Source organism: Shewanella sp. MR-4 (genome assembly GCF_000014685.1).
GTDB lineage: Bacteria > Pseudomonadota > Gammaproteobacteria > Enterobacterales > Shewanellaceae > Shewanella.
This window is the reverse complement of record NC_008321.1, coordinates 1079778-1098583: the sequence shown is the minus strand read 5'-3', so window position 1 is coordinate 1098583 and position 18806 is coordinate 1079778. Positions and strand designations below refer to the sequence as shown.

Sequence of the window (18806 nt, the reverse complement as noted above, 5' to 3'; positions counted from 1 at the left end):
TTGGTGTCTCTTACAGAGACACACCAGAAAACGACATGAAACCTAAGGCCATTAAACCAGCGGTAATAAAGGTAATACCTAAACCACGCAGGCCATTCGGCACATCGGCATACTTCAGCTTCTCACGGATACCGGCCATCAATACGATAGCTAATGCCCAACCTACTCCAGAGCCGAAACCAAACACCACACTTTCGCCCAGCTTGTAGTCACGCTCAACCATGAATGATACCGCACCGAAAATCGCACAGTTCACAGTGATTAGAGGTAAGAAGATACCTAACGCGTTGTACAAAGGAGGAAAGTACTTATCCAGTGCCATTTCCAGAATTTGAACTAAAGCCGCAATCACACCGATAAAGGTAATGAATTTCAAGAAGCTTAGGTCAGCTTCAGGTGCACCAGCCCAAGCCAGTGCGCCAGGTGCTAACAGCCCTTGGTAAATAACTTGGTTAGCAGGAACAGAGATAGTTAACACTACAACTACCGCAATCCCCAGGCCCATTGCAGTAGTCACTTTCTTCGATACCGCTAAGAAAGTACACATACCTAAGAAGAAGGCCAGTGCCATGTTTTCGATGAAAACAGAGCGAATTAACAGGCTAATATAATGTTCCATCTCAAATTACCCTTTTGCTTCAACTTGCTCTGGCTTATAGGTACGAATAATCCAAATCAGAATACCGATCAGGAAGAACGCACTTGGCGGCAGTAATAACAGACCGTTAGGTTGATACCAGCCACCTTCAGAGATCTTGTGCAGGATTTGAACACCGAACAGAGAACCATTACCAAACAGTTCACGCACGAAGCCAACGGCTAACAGAATCGCACCGTAACCTAAACCGTTACCGATACCATCCATAAAGCTCATCATTGGCGGTGTTTTCATCGCATAGGCTTCAGCGCGACCCATTACGATACAGTTCGTAATGATAAGGCCCACGAATACCGATAACTGCTTAGAAATCTGATAAGCATAAGCCTGCAGCAATTGGTCAACCACGATTACCAGAGAGGCAATAATGGTCATCTGTACGATAATACGTACGCTGCTAGGAATATGGTTACGGATCATTGAGATAAACAGGTTAGAAAACGCTGTTACCGCAGTTAATGCCAACGCCATTACCAGTGCAGTTTCGAGCTTGCTCGTTACCGCTAACGCACTACATACACCAAGTACTTGTAATGCAATCGGGTTGTTGTTGACGATAGGTCCAGTCAGAACCTGTTTCAGTTCTTTAGCGTCAGACATTAGCTGAGACCTCCATTGCGTGCTTTTTCAATGAAACTCGCAAAACCTTCTTTACCTAACCAGAATGTCAGAGAGTGTTGAACACCGTTACTGGTCAGAGTCGCGCCGGATAATGCATCCACACCGTATTCAGTGCTAGCAACGGCTGGGTTTTTAGTTACGCTGATAGCAATGTTACCTTGCTCATCAAATAACTTCTTACCGTGCCATTTAGCTTTCCACTGAGCGTTTTGGACTTCACCACCAAGACCAGGGGTTTCACCTTGCTCGTAGTACACTAAGCTTTGGATCGTGTTCAGATCAGCATCTAACGCGAGGAAAGCATACATAGTCGACCACAGGCCATAACCATGAACTGGCAGGATCACGCTGGTTAACTTACCTTGTTCGTCACGCACTAAATAAACCACTGCATCTTCAGCAACACGCTTAACAGAAGCGATGTCGTTTTCAGGTACAAATGAGGTTTTCACATCGCGAGATGCTTTGCGTTGATCGAATGTGTTGGCATCAACACCTTCAACCCAATCACCGGTTTTTAAGTTAACTAACTTAGCTTCGATGTGCTTGCTGTAAGTATCCAAAATCTGAGCTTTGGTTACTTTGCCCGCTTTCGTGTCAATCAGACCCGCAGCTTCGAGGATGTACTTTTGCTTATCAAGCAGCTTGTTTTCTGCTTGAGTTGGGCGCAGTAATACTGCCGCAGTCGACACGAATATCGCACAAATTAGACATAAGCCAACGACGATAAATAACGTTCTGCCGAACGAATCTTTATTACTAGCCACGAGCAATCCTCCGCTTGATATTTGCCTGAACCACGAAGTGGTCGAACAATGGCGCGAACAAGTTAGCAAACAGAATCGCTAACATCATGCCTTCTGGGAATGCAGGGTTAATCACGCGGATAAACACAGCCATTGCACCAATCAAGATACCGTATGCCCATTTAGCTTGGTTAGTGAATGACGCAGACACTGGGTCAGTCGCCATAAACATCATGCCAAATGCAAAACCACCTAACACTAAGTGCCAGTACCAAGGCATTGCAAACATTGGGTTAGTGTCGCTACCGATAAGGTTCAGTAACAGTGACACGGCAATCATACCGACCATCACACCACCCACGATGCGCCATGAAGCGATACGGGTATAGATGATAACCAGACCACCTAACAGAATCGCCAGAGTCGATACTTCACCCACAGAGCCAGGAATGAAACCAAAGAACGCATCCCACCAGTTTTGGTTGAACGCATAGTCTAAGGTACCTGCCGCCGCTTGACTCAGTGCAGTTGCACCAGAGTAGCCGTCAGCCACAACCCATGAAGTGTCACCCGACATGTTCAACGGATAAGCGAAGAACAGGAAGGCACGACCGGCTAATGCTGGGTTTAAGAAGTTACGACCGGTACCACCGAACACTTCTTTAGCCACAACCACACCGAAGGTGATACCTAAGGCCACCATCCACAATGGGATAGTTGCTGGCAGGGTTAATGCGAACAGGATAGAGGTAACGAAGAAACCTTCGTTAACTTCGTGGCCACGAATAGCAGCAAACAGCACTTCCCAGATACCACCCACGGCAAAAGTCACCGCGTAGATAGGTAGGAAGAAACAGGCGCCGTACCACATCAGTGCTGGCCAGCCAGAGTTTGCCGTCAGTTCAGTACCGAACATGCCGAACAGGCTCACTTGCCATACGTCAGGCGTTGCAAAACCCGCGATTAACGCAAGTTGTGCTTGCAGACCTACGTTGTACATACCCACGAACATCGCAGGGAAGGCACAGGCCCAAACCGTGATCATCATACGCTTCAGGTCAATGTTGTCGCGAACGTGGGTTTTACCCTTGTTCACTTTACCTGGCGTATAAAAAATGGTGTATGCCGCTTCGAACAGGGCATAAAACTTTTCGTATTTACCGCCTTTTTCAAAGTCGGGTTCAATACGTTCGAAAAAATCTTTCAAGCTCATTAGCCTTCCCTCTCGATCGTATCTAAACAGTCACGCAGATATGAACCGTAGTCATATTTGCCTGGACATACGAACGTACACAGTGCGAGATCTTCTTCATCCAACTCTAACGCGCCTAAAGTGGCAGCACCGTCAAAGTCACCTGAGATCAGGTCACGCAGCAACATAGTAGGAAGAATATCCAATGGCATTACACGCTCGTAGTTGCCGATTGGCACCATAGCGCGGTCTGAACCACCAGTGCTCGTTGTCATGCTAAACAGACGAGAAGCGCTTAAGTGGCCAAGGAATGCACGGGTGATAGAGAATTTGTTTGAGCCAGGTAACACCCAACCAAACAATTCTTTTTCAGTGCCTTCTTCTAACAGACTCACCTGCGCGTGGTAACGACCTAAATATCCTTGAGGACCTACAGCAGTACGGCCATTCAGCACAGAACCTGAAACAACACGTACGTTACCGTCTAAGGTTTCGCCCGCGAGCAATTCAGTCATGCTTGCACCTAAAACAGTGCGAACCAAACGAGGCTTAGCCGCTTTAGGACCGGCAATTGCGACCACACGTTCGGTATTCAGTTGACCAGTAGTAAATAGCTGACCAATGGCTATTACATCTTGGTAACCGACATGCCAAACAGTACGTTTTGCAGAAGCTGGAAGTAGGAAATGGATATGAGTACCAACAAGACCCGCTGGGTGAACACCGGCAAATTCTTCAACTTGGGCATTAGCGGCAGGAATATCGGCGCCAGGCGCTTTACAAAGGTAAACTTTACCTTCGGTAAGTCTTGCTAAGACCTTAAGACCATTAGCAAAATCTTCTTTATGCTCACGGATCACTACAACAGGATCGGCGGCATGGGGTTGCGTATCAATAGCGGTGACGAAAATACCAGCGGCAGAAGAATCTACGGCAGGCACTTTGCTGAAAGGACGTGTACGCAATGCAGTCCATAAGCCTGATTCGATCAGGTTGTCACGGACCAGTTGCGAGTCAAGCGTATCGAGAGCAGTGGCGTCATACTTAGCAAAGGAAACACTTTCGTTACCTTCTACTTGAATAACAACAGACTGCAGCACACGCTGGGCGCCCCGGTTAATGTCTAATATAGTACCACTGGCTAAAGCCGTATATTTTACGCCAGGATTTTTCTTATCTTCGAAAATCACCTGACCTTTTTGTACTTTATCGCCCACTTTGATCTTCATCGTTGGACGTAAGCCAATATACTCTTCACCCAAAGTAGCTACATGTTTAATGGCTGGGCCATTATGGATAACTTGCTCTGGTCCGCCTGCTATAGGCAGTTCCAATCCTTTCTTAATTGTAATCATATCCACAAGCACTACGTTTTGAAGGAAAGACAATGCGCCGCGTTCCTGCTAAATACTGAGGTTTTAAACAAAACCTACTGCATTGAGCTAGCGCAGATTTATCACAGAAATGCGATCGCAATCACGCTGGTCGCGCGCATTTTACCCCAATTGCCGAGGCATCGCCACGAAAATTATAGGTGATTTCAAACCTCAAATAAGGATTTAAAAGAATCATGCGCTACAGCGTTCACCTTCCGACCGAGTGAGGGCTCAGAAAGAGAAAATATTACGGTCGGCAAATACTATAACATTAATTTTTAAAGAAATAATTTAGCAAAAGGTCGATACCACTTTATGGCGAGACATAATACGACCTTTTTGCTTTCCCCTTGATTAATCTTTAAACAAGATTTAATTCAGTTTAAAAACGCCATTGATAACCCAAATAGCTGATCCTTCCATTTTCAGACCGAATTCCGCTATTTGATGCTGTGGTGACTAAGGACTCATCGAGCAGATTTTCGACCCTAAAATACAACCTATGGTGTTTATCAAAATCATAATTCGCCGCCAAATCGACCCGCCATTGGCCCGAAATCCGTTCTTGCTCACTGCCAAACTGACTGAAATCACGCTCCGATTGATAGGCCGCCTCAAGATTTAATCGATATTGGGCATATTTAATTCCCGCACTCAATTGCAATTGATGTTCGGGTAACCAAGCCAATCTATCTCCCTCTAAAACACAGCCTTGGACATCGGTGCAAGTGCTGGTTTGATACTCGGCGCTAAGATATTGATAATTTAGTCCTAAGGGTAGCTCTACCCCACCCAGATCCCAGCGATAGCCAAGGCCAAGTTCTACGCCGTAGGTGAGCACATCGGGAATATTCTCTTGAGTTAACAGGCGTTCATCGGCGCACATCGAATAGCTATCGCAATCCACATGCAGATTATCGAACTCTTGAACATATGCCCGTAAATCCGCTTTTATCCCTTCGCGCGCATATTGGGCACTCACTTGATAATGGAGCGACACCTGAGCCTCTTGAGTGGTATTTCCCGCGCTTGCTGCAGTCCAGGCCCGACGGATATCGGTACTAAAACGCCAATCGCCCGCATCATAGAGCACACCTAGCTGCGGCATCCAATCACTATCGGAGAAATCCGCTTCGTCCAGCCCCGCAAACGCTTGCTTCACTTCACGATTAATACTCACATGCTCGTAAGTAAGCCCTAACTTGATTTGCATGCCTTGCCAGCGGAATAACGAATCGATTGCCGATGTCAGCGCGGTGGCATCATCGGTGTATGCTAATATGGCACCCGAGTCATCAGAGACAAGACTTCTATCCGCTTGCCACAACGCCGTCTGCTCACCAAAGCGCATCTCGGCCTTATCCGTATGATAGCGAGCACTGTAAATAATTTGATGTTCACCGTATTGGTTTATGGCTTGGGTCTGGGCGCCAAAGGCACTGTAATCGTTGTCTTGGACGAGCAGAGCGACATCAATAACATCCGCGGTTGGCGCATGATCAAAGTCAGCAATATCTGCAAGGGTTGCTGCGTTAATCTCTTGCCCATTAAATAAACCAAGCTGATTCAATTGTTGTGAATAGGATTGATAGTAAAAGTCGCTGATCACTTTACTGCCAGCTAAATCCACTTGGTGTGATAGCTGATACTTGTGCTGCCGTCCCTGGAGTTTATCTTGTGCCGTTGCCGAATATAAGAGTAAGGGATCCTGTTGCCAGTCAGCTAAAGTACTGCCAAGTTGTGAGCGATAACTATCATCGTCGATAAATTGATAGGTAAATTCCGTTTGCTGCGGACTTCGCGCTCCAAGCAAACTGGCGGCGTTGACCTTAAACAGTATGTCGGTTTTCTTTCTGTCGGCATCACTGCCGTTGAAAAAATTCGCATCACCTTGTTCTTGAAGATAATTCGCCGCGAATAAGGCATCGTACTCTTTTTGTTTTACGCCCCAAGTCATGCCAGCACTAAAGTCGGAATCCGTTGCCCCCTCAACCTTAAAGCTGCCCGACTGAGGTCGATCAGTGATTTCAAGGCTTTGATAGTTCACGACACCAAAGGCCCCTTGTCCGCCCACCGTCATATTCGCCAGTGGTGTACTAGTCACATTTTGCTGCAGCAAAAGATTGGGCAATAGTTGTAACTGCGGCGCCGAATATGGTGCGGGTGAGAAGTACACTCTATCTTGCATCACAGCCACGCCTTGGCTGGCGGAACGCATACTGATATTCGCGCCGTTACCACTGTGGTCTGCCCGTAGTAGGGTTAAACTATTTAAGTAACTCAACTGCATCCCATCATCACCGGAATGATACTGGTTATTGAGTTCAATCAAATCGAGCGTCTGAGAGTAGAGAGGGTTTGCATTAAGGGGATGAGTGTAAACACAGGAAACCGCTAGCGCGGTCAGCGACATCACAAAGTAGCGACTGGACATACCAAGCTCCCAAAAGTGTTTGTTAGCGTACGGCGTTTTTGTTGTTATTTTGTAAAATAGCTGAATTTACTCGAAAAAAAAAGCGACGAATGTCGCTTTCTTGACGCTAACACTTTGGACCTTGCTACCGCAGAATGCGCTAGCCCAGCAAAGCTTAGAGTTTACCTAAGATCTCATCGCTGAGTTTTAAGTCGTCGTTGCGGTTAACACTCACGCCTGCGGCGATAATGTTGCGGGCAATATCTTGGGCTTGTTCTAACGAGTGCATCTGATAAGTACCACATTGATACTCGTTAAGCTCAGGAATTTCAGATTGCTCAACCACTTTGAGCACATCTTCCATAGAGGCAAGCCATGCATCGGCCACTTGGCGCTCGCTAGGCTCACCAATCAGGCTCATGTAGAAACCAGTGCGGCATCCCATTGGTGAAATATCAATAATTTCAACATCGCTGCCATTAAGATGATCACGCATAAAGCCCGCAAACAAATGCTCTAGGGTGTGGATACCACGCTCGCTGAGGATATCTTTATTCGGTGCACAAAAACGCAGATCGAATACGGTAATCGCATCGCCTTTTGGGGTACTCATATGTTTAGCCACACGCACGGCTGGCGCATTCATCCGAGTATGGTCAACGGTAAAGCTATCTAGTAATGGCATAGGGATCTCCAAATTCTTAATGCGATACAACCGCTATCGGTTTATGGGCGCAAGCATAACACCAAATGGATTAGGTCGATAACAAGATAATCTAAGATGAAATCATCTCATATCAATCAGACGCTAATATGAACATTTTGTTCAAATTGACAGCATTAATGCTGCCGCTGTTGGCTGTAAGCATCTTCAGAAATTTTATGATACTCACGTACACCTTGCTCATACGCATGGTAAGCGCGGTACACTTTGCGCATCATAGGGTCCTGCTCCGCCTGCTCTTCAATGACCTGCTGTGAAATACGTTCAAGCTCGCTAAGCACCTCGGGCGGGAATGCCTTCAGCACCACACCCTCGTCTTTTACTAAGGTTTCAAGGGCTGTCACGTTACGCGTGGTGTATTCGTCCAACATATCTTGATTGATAGCACGCGCCGCGCCTTTGACTATGGCCTGTAAATCTTCGGGCAGACTCTCAAAAGCGGCTTTATTGATCAAAAACTCCATATTGGAGCCAGGCTCATGCCAGCCGGGATAATAGTAATATTTGGCGACTTTATGTAAGCCAAAGGCAAGATCGTTTACTGGCCCAACCCACTCCGCCGCATCAATCGACCCCGTTTGCAAAGCGCCATAAAGCTCCCTGCCAGCCATATTGACGGGAACGGCACCGACACGTTTCAGCACTTCGCCCCCTAGGCCTGGCATACGGATCTTCAAGCCTTTAAAGTCGGCAATAGTGTTGATGGGTTTATTAAACCAGCCGCCCATCTGCATGCCCGTATTGCCACCCGCTAATGGAATAATACCAAAGGGACGATAGACTTCCTCCCACAGTGCCATGCCGCCACCATAATGCAGCCAGCCGTTCATCTCTTGGGCCGTCATGCCAAAAGGGATAGAAGAAAAAAACTGTGAGGCGGGCGCTTTCCCCTTCCAATAATAGGAGGCGGCGTGGGCCATCTGCACTTTACCTTGGCTCACCCCGTCGAATACCGCAAAGGCCGGCATTAACTCACCCGCGCCATATACATGAATTTGTAAACGGCCATGGGACATGTCGTTCACCAACTTAGCAAAACGCTCAGGCGCCATACCTAAACCGGCGAAGTTTTTCGGCCACGATGTGGCTAAGCGCCACTCAATCACCTCTTTGACGGGAGTCGAGTCAGGATGGGGCGATGCAGAAATCTGTTCGGTCTGTGAAGGCGCAGGATTACACCCACCGAGTCCAATCAGTAATACCGCAAGCAATAGACTCCCCAAATGACGCATCAAACCTCTCCCACAAGACAAATAACCAGTTAACAGTATGAAAATTAGCGTGCTTTTATCGAACGACGAACGCTTAACACTGCTGAAATAAAACATATTGTTAACACATAAAGTTAGGGAGGGAAACCCAATAATTTCCTCAATTTGACCTAAAACAAAAAAGCCACGTTGATAACGTGGCTTTTATAAAATCAGGGGCGCAATTAACCGCGACAATTTGGCGTTTTAGGCACTTCAACATCCTTAGCCCATTCACTCTGAGTGAAGGTATGGATAGAAAGTGCATGCACACCGTTTGCTAATTCATCGGCTAAACAATTGTTTACCAAACGATGGCGGGCAAGTAAGCGAAGGCCTTCAAATTCATCACTGACGACAACCACTTTAAAGTGAGTCTCTGAATTTGGCGGAACATGGTGACGATGGCTTTCGTTAAGGACTTCTAAATGAGTTGGCGAGAAGCTTTCGGTCAGCTTCTTATCAATGGTCTGTGCCACTGTGCCCTGCGCATGGGTATTGGACATATTCAAATCTCAACATGGGAAAATCCAGTGGCCGCAGAGTACTGCTTCAAGTACAAAAGATCAAATCCCAACGTCAGCTTTGCGGCTTTAAACTGAGCCAATTTAGCAACAGTATGAAATGATTTAGCTTTCAATCAGCCATGATAATTAACAATCAATTGCCTAAAGGTGTAGTTCCAGCGGGGTTCCTTAACCGTTAAGCGCTTAGGCATGCTGTGTAACCAATCTTGCTGCATTGGCCAGTGCATAATCAGTAAGTCACCACTGTGCAGGTTAATAGTGTATTTCACCCTGCTGTGTTTATGTTTAATCACAAAATCCCGCGAGGCACCAAGGCTGATAGAGGCGATATCACTGCCGCTTGCAATCTCGGGCTCATCATCGCTGTGGGCGCCCATGCAATCTTGACCATCGGCATAACGATTCACTAACACGCCATTGCTGCCTAGGCCAAAATCCCGCTGCAGTTTGTCGCGCAATTTTTGCAAATACTTAGGCCAAGGCAGAGCACGAATAAATAGCCCTGAATATAAGTAGTCGCATCCCGTATCGCCATACCAAACCTGCAGCCTTGGAATGGCATGATATTCCCCAAACACTTGAATTTGTGGGCGACTCAGCGGGTAAGATTCGGCCTCCTTGAGTAAGGCATGTTGCTGCGCCACATTCAAATAATCCCTAATTAAGGTGATAGGCGGCTCGACCTGTGCCGCATCTTGGCGATGAGCACGAGAGCTTCCTCTAGCAGCTTCAATATTGACCTCAGGCTCGAGCCCTAAATCGGCTTGTTTCATGCAGCACCTTATTACGACTTACGACGTGATTGACCCCGCTCAATTATCCATGAATGCGCGAGCGGATACACAACCTCAGGCAAGCATCGCACGATGAGGGGAAATCTGCGATAATCTGCGCCTTATTTTTATTGGCAGCATTTTTATTGGCGCCGTTTTTATTGGCATAGTACAAAGATGACGACACAATTTTCAGTGGCAGGGATTGAGCTTGAACTATTTCGCTACCCCGCTTCGCAGGAATCCAATCTCCAAGCTTGGGATGCGGCAGACGAGCATTTGATTAACACCCTAGTCGAAGGCGGACAAACCGCTGTGCCAACGGCCATTATCAACGACAACTTTGGCGCCTTAAGTTGTGCCCTATCTCGGCTCACTCCCGATTGGCCACTGAATGTCGAAACCGATGCCAGAACCAGTTTTTTAGGTGCAGAGCAAAATCATCTTCGCAATCAGTTACCTATGGATAACCTCACCTGGTTTACCAGTCGCGATGCCTTGCCAGGCGATCTCGCCCTCGTATTGATGAAGCTGCCTAAAAACCTCACTTACTTTGCCCACCAGCTGATGCGCTTATCTCAAGTGTTGCCCGCGGGCTGTAAAGTGTTGGTTGGTGCAAAAGCCAAGTCAATCAACGCCAGCTTATTGGAAGTCTTTGCCAAATACTTAGGGCCAGCGAGCGCCAGCCTCGCGTGGAAGAAAACCCGCGTCATCACCTGTATTAGCGATGGTAAGCCACGTGCCTTGCCAAAGGAAATCACTTGGGATATTCCCGAATTTAATCTCCACATCAGTAATTTAAGCAATGTGTTTGCCGCCAATAAACTCGATATCGGCGCACGCATTATGTTGGATAACCTCCCTCAGGGCGATTTTAAAACAATTGTCGACCTAGGTTGTGGTAATGGCGTGCTCGGTCTGCGTGCCGCCCAGTTATACCCAAATGCCAATATCCATTTTATTGATGATTCCGAAATGGCGGTGGCCTCGGCAAAAGCCAATTGGGCAAACAACCAACTCCCCGCTGAAAAAGGCCATTTTCATTGGGATGATTGCATGACCCATTTACCCGATGGAGTCGAACCCGATTTAGTACTCTGCAACCCGCCCTTCCATCAGGGCGAGGCGATTACCGATCACATTGCTTGGCAGATGTTTTTAGACGCGCGTCGCCGACTCAAAAATGGCGGCATTTTACATATAGTGGGTAATCGCCATTTGGCTTACCACGTGAAATTGCAGCGTTTATTTAAAAACTGCACTACTGTTGCCTCCAACGGCAAATTTGTGATCCTGCAAGCGCAGAGATAACCGCTTTAGCTCAGCAAAGATAGGCCAAAATAATGGCGCTATCTTTGCTCTCTCTTTTCATTCCAGCATCAGCGCATACTGAATAACGGCTTTCGCTAGCCGTTCCCCTAAGTTGTCAGTACAATCTTTGGCAGCAAAAGCATAAAAGTGAGTCACTTAGACTTTTATGCCCCATGGATATGGAAAGCATATTTAGGATATTGAGATGCCGTTAAAGGATGACGTTGACCAACTCAAGGCAGAATTGGCGCAGTTAAAACTGCAGCACCTGTCGCAGCAATCTTCACTCAGCCGCCAACTGGCAGAATTCTCGGCCAAGCTCGACAGCATCAGTCTTCAGCTTGAGCAGCAAGACAATGGCCCTCTCACCACCCCATCCACGAGTGTGGACGATATCACGGCGCCATTCGGCACGACGATTGATTCAGGGGATGAGCGCGTTTCGCAGCAATCTGAAGAACTGGCCTCCCATATCCAGCCACAAATGCCCGAAGTTAATTCTTGGCAAGACGATCCTTGGCAGCGCCACGCAAAGGCTCCCTCAAAAGCCATGCATTCACCTGAGGATTCGCAGCAGGATGATTCGCAGAAAGATAAGGCCTTTTCTCAGCAAGCCGGACTTGAAGTGGGTGTGCAGGCCGCAAGTCAGTTAGAGACCTTATTATCCCAAGGCGTTACCGCCATCATGGCGCCATTTGCGGCCATCTCTGAACAGGTCAAAGGCTTCTATCAACATTATCAAGCCAAGGGCTTAGGCCCAGTGTTTTTAATGACGGTTGCGGGCATCATCACCCTGACCCTAGGCTTTGGTTATCTATTGCAATATTCCATCAATCATTGGTTTTCTGAACTCGGTAAAGCCCTGCTGGGTTTTGGCTGCGCCAATGCGATTATTGCGGGCGGGATTTTTATCCGCCAAAAAAGGGCGGGCATGGCCGACTTTGGCTCTGGAATTGTCGGATTAGGCCTCATCCTAAACTATCTCTGCGCCTATTTTATTGGCCCCTACTTTGAGATTATCCCCAATAGTGCCAGCTTTATCCTGCTGCTATTGATTACTTTAGCGGGCTATGGCCTGTCGATGCGACTCGATGCCAAGGTCATTGCCGTCATTGCCTTAGTCGGCGGCTCGATGGCACCTATGATGCTGCTATCCCAAAGCTATGCGCCGTTACTGTATATTCCCTATCTGCTACTGATTGGTGCGGGCGCCCTCGCCCAAAGCCGTAAATTACACTGGCCATTACTGCTGGAAATCACCGCATTCCTGCATATCGCCTGCATCGAAGCCTTCAGCTATTTTGTCGATTTACCGCTCACCCAATGGGGTGGCGGCGCAGTGCTAGCCCTAGTAAGCATTAACGCATTGTTTTATCTCTATGGTCTATATGGGTTTATGGTGAATCCTTCAACGACCTCACTCAGCCATAGAGCCCTAGTTCTACCGATAGCCCTGCTGGCCTTTGTAATCTTCGAACTCACCCAATTTACGCCATTTGCCGGGGAGATTTTTATCGCCAACGCACTCATCTGTGCGGGCTTATACCTTAAGCTCAAGTCTCGACTCACCCCGTCCCAGAGCAGTCTCTTATTAGTCTTTGGCGGTAGTTTTGCCGCTTTTGCCGCCCTTTATCTATTAAGCCATGATTTCCTAGGATTAGTGCTTATCCTCGAAGCATTGCTCCTGCTCTGGATTGGCCTTAAGGAGAAACTGATTTCGGTGCGCGCCGAAGCCTATGTGTTATTACTGACAGGGCTGATGCTCAATTTATATGCGGTGCTGACAGGTTTTTCCTTTCTCGGACTTGGCGAGCAAACGCCCATGGCGGCACTTGGGTTCCCGCTGCTCGCCTTAGCCTTAAGCGCGGCGGCCCTGCTATTTGTTATCCGCCAAATAGGCAATGATGAGTTGCTACTGTCACGGCTCGAGCGGCAACTGAGCTATTTACTCAAAGAGTTACTCAGCGGTTTTTATGCGGCGACCCTTTTGCTGGCGGCTTTCCTTGTCAGCAGCGATTATTATGTCGCCATCATCCCGCTCGTGAGTCTATTGCTCTTGTATTTAAGTGGTAAAGACAAGTTGATGGTCAGCGAGTTTGCCGCTTGGCTATTGCTGCTGCCACTCTTGTTTACTGTGGTTGAAGGCGTGACCCTTACTGACAGCCTGAGCTTTAGTGCGCAACCACTGATGGCCAAGCTGGCACGCATCGAATTGTTCGCCGCCCTGCTACTGGCCCACTATTGGTATCGTAAGCATTATCCAAGTTCGCTGTTCGCCCAAGCCGCCAAGCAAATACAACTCGGCTGTTATCTGCTACTGCCGCTGATGTTATTGCCTAAGGTAATGCGCAGTTATTGGGAATTTACCGCGGTTGCACTCTGGCTCAGCAGTTTGTTCAGCCTCGCCCTTGCCTATGTTATCAAGCATAAAGCCCTTGAAATTGAAACCAAGATTTTGACTTGGCTGGCGATACTCACCACCGCCAGTTTGTGCCTGTTTGAAGTTTGGCAAGGGCTTATCGCACTGCTAATTGGCGTCCTAGTCATGGGCTTTGTACTGCTGCGTTATCGCAAGCTTGCCAAACCTTGGGCATCACTGCTACCCCTGCAATGGCAACTTAGCCCTTATTATTTCGCGCTAGTGCTGGCCGTATTAGTCTATGGATTTAACCGCGTCGATGTTGTGGCATGGTCGATGACGGCTTTAGCCCTGAGTGGCTACTTTGCCCTCTTGATCCAAAGACGCACCCAACATGGCTCAGTGCAAACGGGATTGATGGCGCACATAGCCATAGAAACCCAAGCCGCGGTGCGCTCAAGCTACAGCATGGCCTACGGGCTGTGTCTGGGGCTCGCGCTATTGCCGATAATGCTGCACTTTGAGTTGTCGCTAAGACTCGATCTGAATAACGTGTTATTAATCCTCTGTGAATTGATGGCATTAGCCCTGCTCGCGCTACTTATCTTACGCCGCGGCGTCGCTATTCGTTTGCATCAGCGCTTCTTACCGCTGCAGTGGCTCAAATGGGGCTGGCACGGGTTGCTCGCACTGAGTTATCTCACCTGGAGTTATACGTTCGATAACATTATTGCCGCACCACTCAGTGCCATTCTGCTCGTCGTGCATGGCAGCGTGTTGATGTTTATCAGCCTAAAACCCCAGCATGCGGATATGATCCGCCTCGCCGCCGGACTCTTTACCTTAGCCACACTCAAAGTGTTATTGCTGGATATGGCATCCTTCGAGCTAGTACAAAAGGTTATCGCCTTTATGGTGATTGGGGTGATCTTACTGACCGTATCTTACTTCTATCAAAAGGCGCGTAATCGCCTACAAGAAGCAAACCAATAAGTCGCCAGTAATGCAAAGTAAAAGGCCGCTAACAATAGCGGCCTTTTTGATGGGATTAGAGGCTTAAGCCAAGGCTTTTTCTAGCGCCTGCGCCACATCGGCAATAATATCGTCGATATGTTCAATGCCAACGGAAATTCGGATCAAGTCCTCAGACACCCCGGCTCTCGCAAGTTCATTCGCATCCAACTGCCTGTGGGTGGTGCTGGCTGGATGGCAAGCCAGCGACTTGGCATCACCAATGTTCACTAAGCGCAAAATCATCTGCAGTGCGTCGATAAACTTGCCGCCAGCGATTTTCCCCTCCTCGGGAGTGGCCGCTTTAATACCGAAACTGATGATCCCAGAGGCTTTACCGCCGGTGATTTTTTGGCAATTTTCACGATGCGGGCTGCTCGGCAAAGCGCCGTAATTCACCCAACTGACCGAAGGGTGCAGTATCAAGTATTCGGCCAATGCCAAGGCATTCGAGCAGTGACGCTCCATACGTAGGCTCAAAGTTTCCAGCCCTTGTAGCAGCAAAAATGCACTGTGGGGTGAAAGCGCCGCCCCAGTATTACGCAGTGGCACCACGCGGCAACGTCCAATAAAGGCTGCGGCGCCAAAGGCCTCGGTATAAACCACGCCATGGTAAGAAGGATCGGCTTGATTGAGCAGAGCAAAGCGTTCTTTGTTGGCCACCCAATCGAACTTGCCCGAGTCAATAATCACACCGCCAATCGTCGTACCATGGCCGCCAATATATTTGGTTAATGAATGGATAACGATATCGGCGCCATGTTCAAACGGGCGACATAAAACAGGGGTGGCGACAGTGTTATCGACGATTAAAGGCACGCCGTGTTTATGGGCTATCTCGGCTAAACGTTTAAGGTCAACAATATTGCCGGCAGGGTTACCGATGGACTCACAGAATAGCGCCTTGGTCTTAGCATCGATTAAAGCATCGAGCTCTTCAAAGTCATCGAAGGCTGCCATCCGCACTTCGACTCCTTGGCGCGGCAGCGTATGGGCAAACAGATTATAAGTGCCGCCATAGAGTTGGCTGGTACTGACAATATTGTCACCCACCTGAGTAAGGGCTTGAATCGCATAGGTAATGGCTGCCATTCCCGAGGCTAGTGCGAGTGCACCTATGCCGCCTTCAATGGCTGCAAGCCGCTGCTCGAGCACGCTGGTCGTCGGGTTCATAATCCGCGTGTAGATATTGCCTGCGACTTTTAAGTCAAATAAATCAGCACCATGTTGGGTATCATCGAAGGTGTAGGAAGTGGTTTGATAAATAGGTACCGCAGCGGCTTTCGTGGTCGCCTCTGATTCATATCCGTGGTGTAACGCCAGTGATTCAAGTTTCATCTTTGTGTCCTTCCCCAATAAATTCCCCAAGCCATTCCCCAAACATAGCCACTCCCCAAGGCAAATCGAGAGGTACGCTACGCAAATTGATGCTCCGATCGCACAAGATTTGTGCACTGTATCCAAGCTAACAGATGGACATCTAGAAGTCTAAATGTTTTTTTCGCATCTGCATTAAGAAGTGCGACAAATGCCAAAAAAGAAGGTCTATCATTCACTAAAATATTAAATATTCTTTTACTGGTTACTCATCATTATTTTAAATATTATCAGGCTTGCTTTATTTTTTTAGTTGGCCTATGGTATGGGCATTAATTAGTGATTAATCATCAAGCCCTGAATGATTAATTTAGTCTTAATTTTAGATGGAGATGTAGCGCTATGTTAAAAAATGCATTTTCATTATTCACAATTAAGCCAACCTCTTTAAAGCCGAATCGTGCAATTTATTTAGCTAATCCTGTACGCCTGTCACTTAAATTTCCAGTTTAAGCCGAGTGCTACTCGCACTCGGCAGTCCATCTCTTATTTTTTAATTTATTGCTTCAACTTTTATTTTGGAGCATGGCAGTTATCTAGCTCATATTTGGGGTAGTTATGTTTTATTCTTTTTTTAGCAACCTATTTCAGTCTTTTATGTTGAAAACGGAAACCTATTACCTACAAAACAGTTTTAATGCCTCACTGCGCCCGACCTCATTGGCGGCAGTAATTGCAAAACTGGATCAACTCAAAAGTGAAGAAACCCTAGATAAAGTGACGGTTGGACGAGAAATTTTACTGGTTAATCAACATGACCAGCAGGAATACCGCATCGAGCTGGTGTATCCACCTAGGCACAAACCCAGAGCAGGACGCTACTCGGTGATCTCCGATCTCGGTGTCAGCCTACTCGGACGCACTAAGGGCGAATATGCCGAAGTCAATATTCTAGGTAAACCCGTGTTGTTTATCGTGAAGGATATCGCCCTTTGTAAGAAATAAATCAGAGGAAAAATAGCATTTTCAGAATAAAGCATGTTCAAATTTCAGTGGCAGCATGCTTTTAAATCGCTATTTGCGGCGGCATCTAGCACAGGCATAATAAAAAGCAGGAGAACATTATTTTGAAGTCATTAACAGGCCGCGAAATCAATTAAAGCCGATGAGTCAGCGCTTAAACCTCTTGCATATTTACCGAGTATGGCAGCGCTTATGTAAAATCTATCAAGAGGCAAAAGCTTTATTGTACTGGCTCATAGCGCTTTTTATGGTTTAAATTAGCCGAAAGGTTAATTTAAATTGACTATCCGTAAGAATGCGGCGCTACACTCGATAGTCTCATCTTATTAAGTTTCACTTTACTGAGTATCACTTTGCTGAGTTTAAGTTCAGTTAGGAGTATTTGTCATGAGTAAAGAAAAAGCGAAAAAACCGCCGATGAAAACCTTAAAAGAGAAACGTCAGGATAAACGGAATCGACAGAAAAACTCCGATTAATCCCTGTGTAAAAAATCCCTTAAATCCTCTCTTTATTTGTAAGAGGGCGTGGTGACTACCGCGCCCTCTTTTTTATCCCAGTTGACGGCGATATTGCTCAGGCGAATATTGGGCATATTTTTTAAACATCACTATATAAGGTGAGGTTTGGTTATAGCCCAAGGTCAGCGCCACTTCCTTGATTGCCAATCCTTCACGTAATAGCTGTAACGAATAAATAAACTGATGCCGCTGTCGCAGCTCGGTAAAACTCATCCCAAGGCTGTCTTGGCAACGCCGAGCCAGAGTGCGCTCTGTGGTATGCAGCTCACTCGCCCAGGTCTTAAGGCTCTTTTGGCTGGCGGGGTCGAGTTCGAGTTGCTGCAAAATGGGCTGTAATAATTTATCGCGACTCGAGGGTAAAAATTGCGGCTGTGCCTGACCTAAAATCAACTGGTCGATTAACACCTCAACCAGACGTTTATCCGCTTCGCTCTCGGCCACTCGGACTTGCCGCTCCCTTAGATCGTTCACGATCGCCTGTGCTATGGGGGTGACCGCCAGCAGGCAAGTCTCCTCCGGAAAAACACCCGCACGATTTGCCACTATATTCATCGAGCAATAATGGATACTGCGGCGAGTAAAGCTCTCATGTTCTATCCCCGCCGGCACCCAAATCGCATATTGGGATGGCGATAAAAATCGCTGCCCAGCGGCATGCAGCTCCATAATACCGCCACTGATCAGCTGCAGTTGCCCCCAAGCGTGGCTGTGTTTTGGGGTGATGGTATTAGGGAGAAAAGCTTCATAGTTAAAGAAAATATCGGCAACAGGCGCTTGTTCCGCCCTGAGCGGATGATAAACGGGACGCATCAGCACTCCACTGTACTCCATAATAGCGAGTCGATTCGGGGCGCATACAGGGGCTTTAGCCGAAAAAGGATTGTCCGCCGACGAACTGACATTGTCTTTTAAGCGATATTTATATCATAAAAGACCAAGGATAATAGCAGCCAATCTATGACATCGGGTTTATGTCCTTTCGCCTA

The 18806-nt window shown here is 47.4% G+C and carries 15 protein-coding genes; 3 read left to right on the top strand and 12 right to left on the bottom strand.

Annotation, left to right across the window (positions count from 1 at the left end):
- Positions 1–10: 10 nt before the first annotated feature.
- From nqrE to SHEWMR4_RS04830, 10 genes are all read right to left on the bottom strand, one after another.
- Complete coding sequence (nqrE, locus tag SHEWMR4_RS04875) at positions 11–619, bottom strand: NADH:ubiquinone reductase (Na(+)-transporting) subunit E (protein WP_006080469.1); 609 nt, start codon at positions 617–619, stop codon at positions 11–13.
- A 6-nt stretch (positions 620–625) separates the two neighbouring features.
- A complete protein-coding gene (locus SHEWMR4_RS04870; RefSeq protein WP_011621733.1) occupies positions 626–1258 on the bottom strand; it encodes an NADH:ubiquinone reductase (Na(+)-transporting) subunit D in 633 nt (210 codons plus the stop codon).
- Positions 1258–2046, bottom strand: a complete 789-nt coding sequence (locus tag SHEWMR4_RS04865; RefSeq protein ID WP_011621732.1) for a Na(+)-translocating NADH-quinone reductase subunit C — start codon at positions 2044–2046, stop codon at positions 1258–1260. Before SHEWMR4_RS04865 ends, SHEWMR4_RS04870 begins: the two co-directional genes overlap by 1 nt.
- Complete coding sequence (locus SHEWMR4_RS04860; protein ID WP_011621731.1) at positions 2039–3238, bottom strand: NADH:ubiquinone reductase (Na(+)-transporting) subunit B; 1200 nt, start codon at positions 3236–3238, stop codon at positions 2039–2041. The genes SHEWMR4_RS04865 and SHEWMR4_RS04860 overlap by 8 nt, the downstream gene beginning before the upstream one ends.
- Positions 3238–4572: a Na(+)-translocating NADH-quinone reductase subunit A gene (locus SHEWMR4_RS04855; RefSeq protein WP_011621730.1), complete on the bottom strand. Its 1335-nt coding sequence runs from the start codon at positions 4570–4572 to the stop codon at positions 3238–3240. Before SHEWMR4_RS04855 ends, SHEWMR4_RS04860 begins: the two co-directional genes overlap by 1 nt.
- Before the next feature lie 403 nt (positions 4573–4975).
- The gene (locus tag SHEWMR4_RS04850) at positions 4976–7027 is read right to left on the bottom strand and encodes a TonB-dependent receptor domain-containing protein (RefSeq protein ID WP_011621729.1); all 2052 of its coding nucleotides are present in this window, start codon (positions 7025–7027) and stop codon (positions 4976–4978) included.
- Positions 7028–7181: 154 nt separating this feature from the next.
- Positions 7182–7691 (bottom strand): S-ribosylhomocysteine lyase, encoded by a 510-nt coding sequence (luxS, locus tag SHEWMR4_RS04845; RefSeq protein ID WP_011621728.1) that lies wholly within the window; start codon positions 7689–7691, stop codon positions 7182–7184.
- Between the two features lie 155 nt (positions 7692–7846).
- On the bottom strand, positions 7847–8962 hold the full coding sequence (locus SHEWMR4_RS04840; RefSeq protein ID WP_011621727.1) for a TRAP transporter substrate-binding protein: 1116 nt from the start codon (positions 8960–8962) through the stop codon (positions 7847–7849).
- 203 nt (positions 8963–9165) lie between these two features.
- The gene (locus SHEWMR4_RS04835) at positions 9166–9486 is read right to left on the bottom strand and encodes a BolA family protein (RefSeq protein ID WP_011621726.1); all 321 of its coding nucleotides are present in this window, start codon (positions 9484–9486) and stop codon (positions 9166–9168) included.
- A 134-nt stretch (positions 9487–9620) separates the two neighbouring features.
- Positions 9621–10280, bottom strand: coding sequence for an alpha-ketoglutarate-dependent dioxygenase AlkB family protein (locus SHEWMR4_RS04830; protein WP_011621725.1), 660 nt, complete (start codon positions 10278–10280; stop codon positions 9621–9623).
- Positions 10281–10457: 177 nt separating this feature from the next.
- On the opposite strand from SHEWMR4_RS04830, the gene SHEWMR4_RS04825 reads away from it, so the two are divergent.
- Positions 10458–11591: a methyltransferase gene (locus SHEWMR4_RS04825; RefSeq protein WP_011621724.1), complete on the top strand. Its 1134-nt coding sequence runs from the start codon at positions 10458–10460 to the stop codon at positions 11589–11591.
- 205 nt (positions 11592–11796) lie between these two features.
- Positions 11797–14943 carry a DUF2339 domain-containing protein gene (locus SHEWMR4_RS04820; RefSeq protein WP_011621723.1) on the top strand — a complete coding sequence of 1049 codons (3147 nt, stop codon included), beginning with the start codon at positions 11797–11799 and terminating at the stop codon, positions 14941–14943.
- Positions 14944–15006: 63 nt separating this feature from the next.
- Here the strand turns inward: SHEWMR4_RS04820 and SHEWMR4_RS04815 are convergent, their stop codons facing one another.
- The gene (locus SHEWMR4_RS04815) at positions 15007–16299 is read right to left on the bottom strand and encodes an O-acetylhomoserine aminocarboxypropyltransferase/cysteine synthase family protein (protein ID WP_011621722.1); all 1293 of its coding nucleotides are present in this window, start codon (positions 16297–16299) and stop codon (positions 15007–15009) included.
- Between the two features lie 597 nt (positions 16300–16896).
- Between SHEWMR4_RS04815 and SHEWMR4_RS04810 the strand changes: the two genes are divergently transcribed.
- The gene (locus SHEWMR4_RS04810) at positions 16897–17283 is read left to right on the top strand and encodes a GreA/GreB family elongation factor (protein ID WP_011621721.1); all 387 of its coding nucleotides are present in this window, start codon (positions 16897–16899) and stop codon (positions 17281–17283) included.
- A 567-nt stretch (positions 17284–17850) separates the two neighbouring features.
- On the opposite strand, the gene SHEWMR4_RS04805 is transcribed toward SHEWMR4_RS04810, so the two are convergent.
- Positions 17851–18630, bottom strand: a complete 780-nt coding sequence (locus tag SHEWMR4_RS04805) for an AraC family transcriptional regulator (protein WP_011621720.1) — start codon at positions 18628–18630, stop codon at positions 17851–17853.
- Between the last annotated feature and the right edge of the window lie 176 nt (positions 18631–18806).

Excerpts from the sequence above, each read along its gene's own strand:
- SHEWMR4_RS04815 (WP_011621722.1), bottom strand. The coding sequence starts at position 16,299 with ATGAAACTTGAATCACTGGCGTTACACCACGGATATGAATCAGAGGCG.
- SHEWMR4_RS04805 (WP_011621720.1), bottom strand. The coding sequence starts at position 18,630 with ATGCGTCCCGTTTATCATCCGCTCAGGGCGGAACAAGCGCCTGTTGCC.
- SHEWMR4_RS04860 (WP_011621731.1), bottom strand. The coding sequence starts at position 3,238 with ATGAGCTTGAAAGATTTTTTCGAACGTATTGAACCCGACTTTGAAAAA.
- SHEWMR4_RS04835 (WP_011621726.1), bottom strand. The coding sequence starts at position 9,486 with ATGTCCAATACCCATGCGCAGGGCACAGTGGCACAGACCATTGATAAG.
- SHEWMR4_RS04825 (WP_011621724.1), top strand. The coding sequence starts at position 10,458 with ATGACGACACAATTTTCAGTGGCAGGGATTGAGCTTGAACTATTTCGC.
- SHEWMR4_RS04820 (WP_011621723.1), top strand. The coding sequence starts at position 11,797 with ATGCCGTTAAAGGATGACGTTGACCAACTCAAGGCAGAATTGGCGCAG.
- SHEWMR4_RS04855 (WP_011621730.1), bottom strand. The coding sequence starts at position 4,572 with ATGATTACAATTAAGAAAGGATTGGAACTGCCTATAGCAGGCGGACCA.
- SHEWMR4_RS04830 (WP_011621725.1), bottom strand. The coding sequence starts at position 10,280 with ATGAAACAAGCCGATTTAGGGCTCGAGCCTGAGGTCAATATTGAAGCT.
- SHEWMR4_RS04840 (WP_011621727.1), bottom strand. The coding sequence starts at position 8,962 with ATGCGTCATTTGGGGAGTCTATTGCTTGCGGTATTACTGATTGGACTC.
- SHEWMR4_RS04870 (WP_011621733.1), bottom strand. The coding sequence starts at position 1,258 with ATGTCTGACGCTAAAGAACTGAAACAGGTTCTGACTGGACCTATCGTC.
- nqrE (WP_006080469.1), bottom strand. The coding sequence starts at position 619 with ATGGAACATTATATTAGCCTGTTAATTCGCTCTGTTTTCATCGAAAAC.
- luxS (WP_011621728.1), bottom strand. The coding sequence starts at position 7,691 with ATGCCATTACTAGATAGCTTTACCGTTGACCATACTCGGATGAATGCG.
- SHEWMR4_RS04850 (WP_011621729.1), bottom strand. The coding sequence starts at position 7,027 with ATGTCCAGTCGCTACTTTGTGATGTCGCTGACCGCGCTAGCGGTTTCC.
- SHEWMR4_RS04810 (WP_011621721.1), top strand. The coding sequence starts at position 16,897 with ATGTTTTATTCTTTTTTTAGCAACCTATTTCAGTCTTTTATGTTGAAA.